Origin of the sequence: Pseudomonas sp. R11F, from assembly GCF_050312575.1 — a bacterium.
In the GTDB taxonomy this organism is placed as follows: Bacteria; Pseudomonadota; Gammaproteobacteria; order Pseudomonadales; family Pseudomonadaceae; genus Aquipseudomonas; species Aquipseudomonas palleroniana.
Genome location: NZ_JBNPJU010000035.1, coordinates 1 through 9,415, shown reverse-complemented (window position 1 = coordinate 9,415; position 9,415 = coordinate 1). Strand labels below are relative to the sequence as shown.

Annotated in this window: 12 protein-coding genes; 7 read left to right on the top strand and 5 right to left on the bottom strand. The window is 59.9% G+C overall.

The window, feature by feature from the left end:
• The first annotated feature begins 124 nt into the window (after positions 1–124).
• Positions 125–1,429 (top strand): MFS transporter, encoded by a 1,305-nt coding sequence (locus tag ACQRBV_RS08965; RefSeq protein WP_411985877.1) that lies wholly within the window; start codon positions 125–127, stop codon positions 1,427–1,429.
• 121 nt (positions 1,430–1,550) lie between these two features.
• Here the strand turns inward: ACQRBV_RS08965 and trpA are convergent, their stop codons facing one another.
• Both trpA and trpB read right to left on the bottom strand, forming a co-directional pair.
• Entirely contained in the window at positions 1,551–2,360 is an 810-nt protein-coding gene (gene trpA, locus ACQRBV_RS08960) for a tryptophan synthase subunit alpha (protein ID WP_090367758.1), read from the bottom strand.
• Complete coding sequence (gene trpB / locus ACQRBV_RS08955; protein ID WP_060756532.1) at positions 2,360–3,601, bottom strand: tryptophan synthase subunit beta; 1,242 nt, start codon at positions 3,599–3,601, stop codon at positions 2,360–2,362. Before trpB ends, trpA begins: the two co-directional genes overlap by 1 nt.
• Positions 3,602–3,710: 109 nt before the next feature.
• Between trpB and ACQRBV_RS08950 the strand changes: the two genes are divergently transcribed.
• Positions 3,711–4,607 carry a LysR family transcriptional regulator gene (locus ACQRBV_RS08950; protein ID WP_411985876.1) on the top strand — a complete coding sequence of 299 codons (897 nt, stop codon included), beginning with the start codon at positions 3,711–3,713 and terminating at the stop codon, positions 4,605–4,607.
• An 8-nt stretch (positions 4,608–4,615) separates the two neighbouring features.
• Here the strand turns inward: ACQRBV_RS08950 and ACQRBV_RS08945 are convergent, their stop codons facing one another.
• The gene (locus ACQRBV_RS08945; RefSeq protein WP_003233664.1) at positions 4,616–4,942 is read right to left on the bottom strand and encodes a DUF883 family protein; all 327 of its coding nucleotides are present in this window, start codon (positions 4,940–4,942) and stop codon (positions 4,616–4,618) included.
• Positions 4,943–5,096: 154 nt separating this feature from the next.
• On the opposite strand from ACQRBV_RS08945, the gene ACQRBV_RS08940 reads away from it, so the two are divergent.
• Positions 5,097–5,312, top strand: coding sequence for a dodecin (locus tag ACQRBV_RS08940; protein ID WP_005783406.1), 216 nt, complete (start codon positions 5,097–5,099; stop codon positions 5,310–5,312).
• 115 nt (positions 5,313–5,427) lie between these two features.
• Positions 5,428–5,652 (top strand): DUF1161 domain-containing protein, encoded by a 225-nt coding sequence (locus ACQRBV_RS08935; RefSeq protein ID WP_060756530.1) that lies wholly within the window; start codon positions 5,428–5,430, stop codon positions 5,650–5,652.
• A 59-nt stretch (positions 5,653–5,711) separates the two neighbouring features.
• Here the strand turns inward: ACQRBV_RS08935 and ACQRBV_RS08930 are convergent, their stop codons facing one another.
• The gene (locus ACQRBV_RS08930) at positions 5,712–6,713 is read right to left on the bottom strand and encodes an LLM class flavin-dependent oxidoreductase (protein WP_021491416.1); all 1,002 of its coding nucleotides are present in this window, start codon (positions 6,711–6,713) and stop codon (positions 5,712–5,714) included.
• A 215-nt stretch (positions 6,714–6,928) separates the two neighbouring features.
• On the opposite strand from ACQRBV_RS08930, the gene ACQRBV_RS08925 reads away from it, so the two are divergent.
• Together ACQRBV_RS08925 and ACQRBV_RS08920 are read left to right on the top strand one after the other, a co-directional pair.
• Positions 6,929–7,360, top strand: a complete 432-nt coding sequence (locus ACQRBV_RS08925; RefSeq protein WP_060756528.1) for an OsmC family protein — start codon at positions 6,929–6,931, stop codon at positions 7,358–7,360.
• A 153-nt stretch (positions 7,361–7,513) separates the two neighbouring features.
• Positions 7,514–7,753, top strand: a complete 240-nt coding sequence (locus tag ACQRBV_RS08920; RefSeq protein ID WP_090367751.1) for a DUF1161 domain-containing protein — start codon at positions 7,514–7,516, stop codon at positions 7,751–7,753.
• Here the strand turns inward: ACQRBV_RS08920 and ACQRBV_RS08915 are convergent, their stop codons facing one another.
• The gene (locus ACQRBV_RS08915; RefSeq protein WP_090367749.1) at positions 7,754–8,176 is read right to left on the bottom strand and encodes a hypothetical protein; all 423 of its coding nucleotides are present in this window, start codon (positions 8,174–8,176) and stop codon (positions 7,754–7,756) included.
• A gap of 126 nt (positions 8,177–8,302) precedes the next feature.
• Between ACQRBV_RS08915 and ACQRBV_RS08910 the strand changes: the two genes are divergently transcribed.
• On the top strand, positions 8,303–9,346 hold the full coding sequence (locus ACQRBV_RS08910; protein WP_411985875.1) for an aminopeptidase: 1,044 nt from the start codon (positions 8,303–8,305) through the stop codon (positions 9,344–9,346).
• The last annotated feature ends 69 nt before the right edge of the window (positions 9,347–9,415 follow it).

Genomic DNA, 9,415 nt, shown 5'->3' with positions numbered 1-9,415 from the left:
GGTGAGTCAGTCAGCACATCTGAATCTGATGCGCCGCCATCGGGAGCAAGCCCCCTCCCACAGTTGATTCGGTTTCTTCAGGCCGTCAGGCCAGACCTCAACAAACATAAAAAAGAGGCACCCCATGCACCCTGAATCCTTTACTGGACAGGCTTCTTTAGTCACGCCCAGCAGAAAGCGTTTTTTCATCATGCTGTTGTTGTTCATCACCGTGGTGATCAACTACCTCGACCGCAGCAACCTTTCGATTGCCGCCCCGGCGCTGACCAGTGAGCTGGGTATCGACCCGGTGCATGTCGGGCTGATCTTCTCCGCCTTCGGCTGGACCTACGCCGCCATGCAGATTCCCGGCGGTTGGCTGGTGGACCGGGTGCCGCCGCGAATTCTGTATACGGCTGCGTTGCTGTTGTGGTCCATCGCCACTGTCATGCTGGGCTTTGCCGCAAGCTTCATCGCACTGTTCGTGCTGCGCATGGCGGTGGGTGCGCTGGAAGCGCCGGCTTATCCGATCAACAGCCGTGTGGTCACGACCTGGTTTCCCGAGCGTGAGCGGGCGACCGCCATTGGCGTCTACACCTCCGGGCAATTTGTCGGGCTGGCGTTTCTCACGCCGGTACTGGCCTGGCTGCAACACGCCTTCGGCTGGCACATGGTGTTTGTCGTCACGGGGGGCGTGGGCATTCTCTGGGCGGTGATCTGGTATGCGGTGTACCGCGAGCCGAAGGATTTCGAAGGCGCCAATGCGGCTGAAATCGCGTTGATCCGTGAGGGCGGCGGCCTGGTGGACATGCAGGCGAAAACCGTCAAGGCGCCGTTCAGTTGGGCCGACCTGGGCATCGTGCTGAGCAAGCGCAAACTCTGGGGGATCTACCTGGGGCAGTTCTGCCTGAACTCGACGCTGTGGTTCTTCCTGACCTGGTTCCCGACCTACCTGGTGAAATATCGCGGCATGGATTTCATCAAGTCCGGTCTGCTGGCGTCGTTGCCCTTCCTCGCGGCCTTCGTCGGCGTACTGTGTTCCGGGATTTTTTCCGACTGGCTGATTCGCCGGGGCGCGTCAGTGGGTTTTGCGCGCAAGTTGCCGATCATTGGCGGGCTGTTGATTTCCACGGCGATCATCGGGGCCAACTATGTCGACTCCACCGCGTGGGTCATCGCCTTCCTGGCGCTGGCATTCTTCGGCAATGGCCTGGCGTCGATCACCTGGTCGCTGGTCTCGACCCTGGCACCGGCGCGCCTGCTGGGCTTGACCGGCGGGGTGTTCAACTTCATCGGCAACCTGTCGGCGATCGCCACGCCGATCGTGATTGGCTTCCTGGCCAGTGGCGACTCATTTGCGCCGGCGATTACCTACATTGCGGTGCTGGCATTGCTTGGGGCGCTTTCTTACGTGTTGCTGGTCGGCAAGGTCGAGCGGATCGAACTTTAACGACATCGCATCCACAACAAAAAAGGGATTTCGAACGCAGTTCGAAATCCCTTGGGCTTGCGGTTCAGGCTCATGCACAAGTGGGCTGATTCCTCTGTATCAGGAACTTCACCTACCACGCTTACCGACGGGCGTTACGCACACCTTCCGACAGCGCCGCGCACAGGCTCAAAACGCCATCGATTGCTTGCTGATCATTCTTGGCCGTGGCGATGTGATCGATCAGGGCCGAACCCACTACCACACCGTCCGCCAGGCGTGCGATGGCCGCTGCCTGTTCCGGCGTGCGGATACCGAAGCCGATGCTGATCGGCAGTTCGGTATGCCGACGCAGGCGGGTCACGGCCTCTTCGACGTGCTCTAGGGTGGCGGCACCGGCGCCGGTCACGCCGGCCACCGATACGTAATACACGAAACCGGAGCTGCCATTGAGTACGGTTGGCAGGCGCGCATCATCGGTGGTGGGTGTGGTCAGGCGGATAAAGTCGATACCAGCAGCCTGGGCCGGGTCGCACAGCTCAGCGTTATGCTCAGGCGGCATGTCGACCACGATCAGGCCATCAACCCCGGCTGCCTTGGCGTCGGCAATGAACTGCGGCACACCGTACTTGTGGATCGGGTTGAAGTAACCCATCAACACCAGCGGCGTATCGTGATTGTCTTTGCGGAATTCACGAACCATCTGCAGGGTTTTCGCCAGGTTCTGCTTGGCGGTCAGGGCGCGGATGTTGGCCAGCTGAATAGCCGGGCCGTCGGCCATCGGGTCGGTGAAGGGCATGCCCAGCTCGATCACGTCGGCACCGGCGGCAGGCAAGCCTTTGAGGATCGCCAGCGAAGTGTCATAGCCCGGGTCACCGGCGGTGACGAAAGTGACCAGGGCGGCGCGGTTCTGTTCTTTCAGTTGCGCGAAGCGGCTTTGCAGGCGGCTCATCAGTGTTTCTCCTGCTTGGACTGCTCTTGTTGAGAGTGTTCCATGTGGAACATCACGGTTTGCATGTCTTTATCGCCACGGCCTGAAAGGTTGACCACCATCAAGTGATCCTTCGGCAGGGTCGGCGCGCGTTTGAACACTTCAGCCAAGGCGTGGGCGCTTTCCAGGGCAGGAATAATCCCTTCCAGGCGGCAGCACTTGTGGAACGCATCCAAGGCTTCATCGTCGGTGACCGAGGTGTATTGCACGCGGCCGATATCGTGCAACCACGCGTGTTCAGGACCGATACCGGGGTAGTCGAGGCCGGCGGAAATCGAGTGGGCGTCGATGATCTGACCGTCGTCGTCCTGCAGCAGGAAGGTACGGTTGCCGTGCAGCACGCCCGGTACGCCGCCGTTGAGGCTGGCGGCATGCTTGCCGGTTTCGATGCCGTGCCCGGCCGCTTCAACGCCGATGATTTGCACGCTCTTGTCGTCCAGGAACGGATGGAACAGGCCCATGGCATTGGAACCACCGCCGATGCACGCCACCAGGCTGTCCGGCAGACGGCCTTCCTGGGCTTGCAACTGGTCGCGGGTTTCCTTGCCGATCACGGCCTGGAAATCGCGCACCATCGCGGGGTAAGGGTGTGGGCCGGCCACGGTGCCGATCAGGTAGAAGGTGCTGTCGACGTTGGTCACCCAGTCACGCAGTGCTTCGTTCATCGCGTCCTTGAGGGTGCCGGTGCCGGCGACCACCGGAATCACTTCGGCACCCAACAGCTTCATGCGGAACACGTTGGCCTGCTGGCGCTCGATGTCGGTGGTGCCCATGTAGATCACGCATTGCAGGCCGAAACGCGCGGCCACGGTGGCAGTGGCCACGCCGTGCATGCCTGCGCCGGTCTCGGCAATGATGCGTTTTTTGCCCATGCGTCGTGCCAGCAGGATCTGGCCGATGCAGTTGTTGATCTTGTGCGCGCCGGTGTGGTTCAGCTCTTCGCGCTTGAGGTAGATCTTGGCGCCGCCGCAGAACTCGGTCAGGCGCTCGGCGAAATACAGCGGGCTTGGACGCCCGACGTAGTCGCGTTGGAAGTAGGCCAGTTCTTCATTGAACGCCGGATCGATCTTGGCCGCTTCGTATTCACGGGCCAGGTCGAGGATCAACGGCATCAGGGTTTCAGCGACATAACGGCCGCCGAACGCGCCGAACAGGCCGTTGGCGTCTGGGCCGTTGCGTAGATCGGTCTGGGACTGAGTCATGGGACGCTCCAGGAAAAAATGGGTGTAGAAACAATGAGGGCCACTCTACCCCTCACACGCTACGCTGAAAACCGATAAGATCGCCGCAACCTGTCAGGAAAACTCACAGATGAGCCGAGACCTCCCGCCCCTTAACGCCCTGCGTGCTTTTGAAGCCACAGCCCGCCTCAATAGCGTCAGCCTGGCTGCCGAGCAGCTGCACGTCACGCATGGCGCGGTCAGCCGACAGCTTAAAGTGCTGGAGGAACACTTGGGTGTCAGTCTTTTCAGCAAAGAAGGCCGAGGCCTTAAACTCACAGATGCGGGCATCCGGCTGCGAGATGCCAGTGCCGAGGCCTTCGAGCGCTTGCGGGATGTGTGCGCGGAACTCACCCAAAGCGGCGCGGATGCACCCTTTGTGCTCGGTTTGTCGGGGAGTTTGCTGGCGCGCTGGTTTATCCCGCGTCTGGGCCGTTTGAATGCCGACCTGCCGGATTTGCGTCTGCACCTGTCGGCGGGTGAAGGCGACCTTGACCCGCGCCGGCCAGGCTTGGATGCGTTGCTGGTCTTCGCCGAGCCGCCGTGGCCGGCGGATATGCAAGTGTACGAGTTGGCCAGCGAGCGTATCGGGCCGGTCATGAGCCCGCGTTTCGCCGGTTTCGAACAATTGCGGGAGGCTGCGCCGCAAGCCTTGTGCGGCCAGGCGCTGTTGCACACCACTTCACGCCCGCAAGCCTGGCCCAGTTGGGCGCGGCACCACGGTATTGATCCCGGCGCTTTGAAACACGGCCAGGGTTTCGAGCATTTGTATTATTTGCTGGAGGCGGCGGTAGCCGGGCTTGGGGTGGCGATTGCGCCACAGCCGTTGGTGGCAGAGGATCTGCGTGCGGGGCGCCTGGTGGCGCCGTGGGGTTTCAGTGAAACCCCGGCGCACTTGGCGTTGTGGCTACCCAAGCGCGCCGCGGACGGGCGCGCTCGGCAGCTGGCGCAGTGGCTCAAGGCTGAGCTGTTGCGCGAGCCGGGATAGCCGGTTAATCAGTCGCCGCGTTTGCACAGCAGGTAAGCGGCCAGCAGGCCCAGCGCGCCAACGGCGACGCCGGCGGTGGTCCATGGATGTTCTTGTGCGTAGTCGCGGGTAGCAACACCGGTTTCACGCAGTTTTACTTTGCTTTCTTCGTAGGCGTCGCTGATCAGGTGACGAGAGTGCTTGAGGGCATTCTCGGCATTGCTTTTCAGGGCCTTCAGGGTTTTGCGTGACTCATCGGATGCATCATCCTTGAGGCTCTCAAGGGATTTGAGCAGGCTGGAAATCTCCGCTTCCATGCTTTCCAGCGAGGCTTTGCGTAGAGAAGTGTTGGCCATTTGGACTCTCCTGAAGTGATTGAGTGACGTGTGTAGATACCGACTGCGGCGGTTTGAGAAAGTGCAGTAAATCTGAACTTTTACCTACGAGCAGTCGCCAGAAGCATTACCAACATTGACTGCTACGCTGACTAAAGCCCTCAGGAGAAACGCCATGTCTGATCATCACACCTACAAGAAAGTCGAACTGGTCGGCTCCTCGACCACCAGCATCGAAGACGCCATCAACAACGCCCTGGCCGAGGCCAACAAGAGCATCAAGCATCTGGAATGGTTTGAAGTGACTGAAACCCGTGGTCACATCAAGGACGGCAAGGCCGCGCACTTCCAGGTCACGCTCAAGGTGGGGTTCCGAATTGCCAGTAGTTGATCTCGCCGGTTGAACTTGCTGACTGGCCGATTGCCATAACCTGCGCTACAACCTTAGGGTGCCGATGCAACGTGCGTCGGCACGCTCTTTTCGATCAGCGCAAGGAAAGTAACGGATGAAGAAGTTTCTGTTAGCGGTAAGTTTGTTGAGCATTGCCGGCACAGCAATGGCAGCTGGCAAGCCTTGTGAAGAGCTGAAAAGCGAACTCGCGGCCAAGCTCGATGCGAAAGGCGTTCAGCATTACTCGCTGGATGTGGTCGCTAAAGGCGCTGCCGCCGATGGCAAAGTGATCGGCAGCTGCGAAGCCGGCACCAAGGAAATTGTCTACAAGCGCGGTTGATTCCGTGTTCCAGACATAAAAAACCGACGCGAGTGCGTCGGTTTTTTTTCGCCTGGGCTTCAGCCTTTCATCAACTGCGCCAATAGCTCGTAGGAATGAATGCGATCAGCGTGTTCGTACAGGTCGCACGTAAAGATCAGCTCATCGGCGCCGGTCTGCTCGATCAACACTTCCAGTTTGGCGCGGATTTTCGCCGGGCTGCCCACCATCGCCAGGCCGAGGAAGCTGCCAACCGCGTCCTTCTCATGCGGCAGCCACAGGCCATCCATGGTTTTCACCGGTGGGCGCTGCACCAGGCTCTGCCCGCGCATCAGTGCGAGGATGCGCTGGTACACCGAGGTGGCCAGGTAATCGGCCTGTTCGTCGGTATCGGCCGCTACCAACGGAATGCCGAGCATCACGTAGGGCTTATCCAACACGGCTGAAGGCTTGAAGTGATTGCGGTAGACGCGAATAGCCTCATGCATCAGGCGCGGTGCGAAGTGCGAGGCGAAGGCGTAGGGCAATCCGCGCTCTCCCGCCAGCTGCGCGCTGAACAGGCTCGAGCCGAGCAGCCACACCGGTACGTTGGTGCCCGTGCCCGGCACGGCGATCACCCGTTGGTCAGGCGTGCGTGGGCCGAGGTAGGCCATCAGTTCGGCCACGTCTTCCGGGAAATCGTCGGCGCTGCCGGAACGCTCCCGACGCAGGGCGCGGGCGGTCATCTGGTCGGAACCGGGGGCGCGGCCCAGGCCCAGGTCGATACGGCCGGGGTAGAGGCTTTCCAGAGTGCCGAACTGTTCGGCAATCACCAGCGGTGCGTGGTTGGGCAGCATCACACCGCCGGAGCCAACACGGATGGTCGAGGTGCCACCGGCCAGGTAGCCCAACAGGACTGAGGTGGCCGAGCTGGCGATGCCATCCATGTTGTGGTGCTCGGCCACCCAGAAACGGTTGTAGCCGAATTTTTCTACGTGCTGGGCCAGGTCCAGGGAATTGCGCAATGACTGGGCCGGACTGCCATTAGCCCGTACAGGTACGAGGTCGAGGGTCGAGAACTTCACGTCGGACAGCGATTTCATAAGCCAGCTTCTCCATTGGGTGCGCAGGCTTAAATAGACGAACCAAAACCTGCCGCTTCTGTGCATGTTCATGCAATGAGGGCATATACCCGAGATTCAATAGGTGATCATAAATTTCCTACTGGCGCACTAGGTTTTTCCGACAAAGTGAACTTTGCAAAAGCTTCTATCCTCAGAACCCTACTGACGCAAAACCACCGTTCGAGGAGATAGCTATGAGTATCAAGAAAAAAGCATCGGCTCATTGGGAAGGCGATCTGAAGACAGGCCTGGGGTCCATTTCGACCGAAACCGGCGTGTTGCGCGAAGCGCCCTACGGCTTCAAGGCACGTTTCGAGGGCGGCAAAGGCACCAACCCTGAAGAATTGATTGGTGCTGCCCATGCCGGCTGTTTCTCCATGGCGTTCTCCATGATTCTTGGCGATGCAGGTCTCAAGGCTGACAGCATCGACACCCAGGCGGAGGTCACCCTGGACCAAGTGGACGGTGGTTTTGCGATTACCGCCGTGCATTTGATTTTGAAAGCCAAGATCCCGGGCGCGAGCCAGGCGCAGTTCGATGAGCTGAGCAAAAAGGCCAAGGAAGGCTGCCCGGTATCCAAGGTGCTGAATGCGAAAATCAGCCTGGATGCCACGCTCGTCAACTGACTCAGCCCATCCAATGTGGAAGGGGCCAAGCCGCACCGCCCCTTCCACACTTTGTTCTGCGTTAAATCAGAACTCGTGTTTCCCGGATGCGGTCGTATAGGCTATGCAGCCTCGAGCGCACACCCGTGCGCAGGCATTCAGGGAGCTTCACACATGAAACGTTTTGCCTTGGCGATCATTTGCGGTGCGTTGGCTACTTCGGTTGTGGCCGCGCCAAAAGATTGTGAAGAGCTCAGGAAAGAGATCGAGGTGAAGATCCAGGCCAAGGCGATTCCGTCCTACACCTTGGAAATCATCACCGCCGAAGAAGCCGAGAAGCATGACATCGCCATGATTGTCGGTTCCTGTGAAAACGGCACCAAGCGCATCATCTACCAAAAAAACAACGACTGATCACAGGCAGTTGACGCTGCGCTCTTCAGCCAGCAATTGGCGGGCGGCGTTATACAAACGGATATTCGGCGTGTAGGCCAATGAGCGCCCTTCGAGGCGATAGCGTTGGCCGGCCTCGAAATGATCGTACTGCAGGGTAATGAAGCAGGTACGGTCAGTCATCTGCCCAAGGCCACCCAAGCTGCCACCCGTGGGCACCTCAAAATCAAATCGCACCATCAGCTCATGGCTGCCGGGTGGCACCTGGAAGAAGCGTCCGTCGTTGAGGTTCTTGCCGTCCAGGCGCTGGGCCATGACCAGTTTGGCGCCCGGCGTCGGCGTGGCGAAATCAATCCAGGCCTGATGCGGGTCGACCGGGGGAATCGGGGTTGAGGCGCAAGCGCTGAGAAACAAGGCAGTGGTGCAAAACAAAAGCTGGCGCATGGCGGGCACTCAGGCGGTGGGAAAGATACAAGCAGGCTCGCCACCAGTATAAACATGCCACGCCATGGAAAAATGCCGCGCAGGCAGGCTAGTCTGGCGGGCAATTTACCCAGGAGTCATTGGGGCATGGTCAGGCGTTTTCTTCCAGGGTTGCTGGTGGTGCTGCTCAGCGGCTGTTCCAGTGTGAGCTATTACAGCCAATTGGCCAGCGGCCAGTGGCAACTATTGCGGGCCAGGGAGCCGGTTTCCGAGGTCATCGCAGATCCGTCTCGCCCACAGGTATTGCGCGATCACCTCAAGCAAGCGCAGAAGGCGCGGGCCTTTGCCAGCGAACACTTGCACCTGCCTGACAACCGGAGTTACCGGCTGTATGCCGACATTGGTCGGCCTTATGTAGTCTGGAACGTCTTCGCCACGCCGGAATTTTCTCTCTCGCCCGAGACCCATTGCTTCCCCATCGCCGGCTGCGTGGCTTATCGCGGTTACTACAACCAAAGCGCGGCGCGAGGTGAAGCGGCGTTGTTGCGACAGCGTGGCATGGATGTGTCGATTGGCGGCGTAGAAGCCTATTCGACCCTGGGTTGGTTCAATGACCCGATCATGAGCTCCATGATGAACTGGGGTGATGAGCGCCTGGCGACGCTGATCTTCCATGAGCTGGCGCACCAGCGCTTTTATGTGAAGGACGATACTGAGTTCAATGAGTCCTACGCCAACTTCGTGGAGCAGGAAGGCACCCGTCAATGGCGTGCGGCACGCGGTCTGGCGCCGTTGGGTGATGCGGCGTTGTTGCAACGTGATCAATTTATCCGGCTGATCCTCGACACCCGCAAACGCCTGGAAAAACTCTACGCCCAGCCATTGGCCGCGGACGTGATGCGCCAGGCCAAGGCGGCGGAATTCGAGCGTTTGCGCAGTGAGTACCGGCGGATGCGCGACAGCCAGTGGGGGGGCGATAGGCGGTATGACGGGTGGATCAACCAGCCGATGAACAACGCGCGGCTATTGCCGTTCGGGCTGTATGACCAGTGGGTGCCTGCGTTTGCCGCGTTGTTCAGGCAGCAAGGTGGGGATTGGGTGAAGTTCTTTGCGGCGGTGGAAAAGCTGGGCGGGTTGCCGGTGGCGCAGCGCAAGGTGGCGTTGAAGCAGTTGGAGGGTGCTGGCCTCTAGGGTCCTATCGGGAGCAAGTCGAATCGTCGCACCGCCCCTCCCACATTTTGACCGTGGACGCCGGGCAAT

Bases quoted from the DNA above. Each gene is read 5' to 3' on its own strand.
- ACQRBV_RS08925 (WP_060756528.1), top strand. From the start codon at position 6,929: ATGAGTATCAAGAAAAAAGCATCGGCTCATTGGGAAGGCGATCTGAAG.
- ACQRBV_RS08945 (WP_003233664.1), bottom strand. From the start codon at position 4,942: ATGGCCAACACTTCTCTACGCAAAGCCTCGCTGGAAAGCATGGAAGCG.
- ACQRBV_RS08935 (WP_060756530.1), top strand. From the start codon at position 5,428: ATGAAGAAGTTTCTGTTAGCGGTAAGTTTGTTGAGCATTGCCGGCACA.
- ACQRBV_RS08920 (WP_090367751.1), top strand. From the start codon at position 7,514: ATGAAACGTTTTGCCTTGGCGATCATTTGCGGTGCGTTGGCTACTTCG.
- ACQRBV_RS08950 (WP_411985876.1), top strand. From the start codon at position 3,711: ATGAGCCGAGACCTCCCGCCCCTTAACGCCCTGCGTGCTTTTGAAGCC.
- trpB (WP_060756532.1), bottom strand. From the start codon at position 3,601: ATGACTCAGTCCCAGACCGATCTACGCAACGGCCCAGACGCCAACGGC.
- ACQRBV_RS08965 (WP_411985877.1), top strand. From the start codon at position 125: ATGCACCCTGAATCCTTTACTGGACAGGCTTCTTTAGTCACGCCCAGC.
- ACQRBV_RS08930 (WP_021491416.1), bottom strand. From the start codon at position 6,713: ATGAAATCGCTGTCCGACGTGAAGTTCTCGACCCTCGACCTCGTACCT.
- ACQRBV_RS08915 (WP_090367749.1), bottom strand. From the start codon at position 8,176: ATGCGCCAGCTTTTGTTTTGCACCACTGCCTTGTTTCTCAGCGCTTGC.
- ACQRBV_RS08910 (WP_411985875.1), top strand. From the start codon at position 8,303: ATGGTCAGGCGTTTTCTTCCAGGGTTGCTGGTGGTGCTGCTCAGCGGC.
- ACQRBV_RS08940 (WP_005783406.1), top strand. From the start codon at position 5,097: ATGTCTGATCATCACACCTACAAGAAAGTCGAACTGGTCGGCTCCTCG.
- trpA (WP_090367758.1), bottom strand. From the start codon at position 2,360: ATGAGCCGCCTGCAAAGCCGCTTCGCGCAACTGAAAGAACAGAACCGC.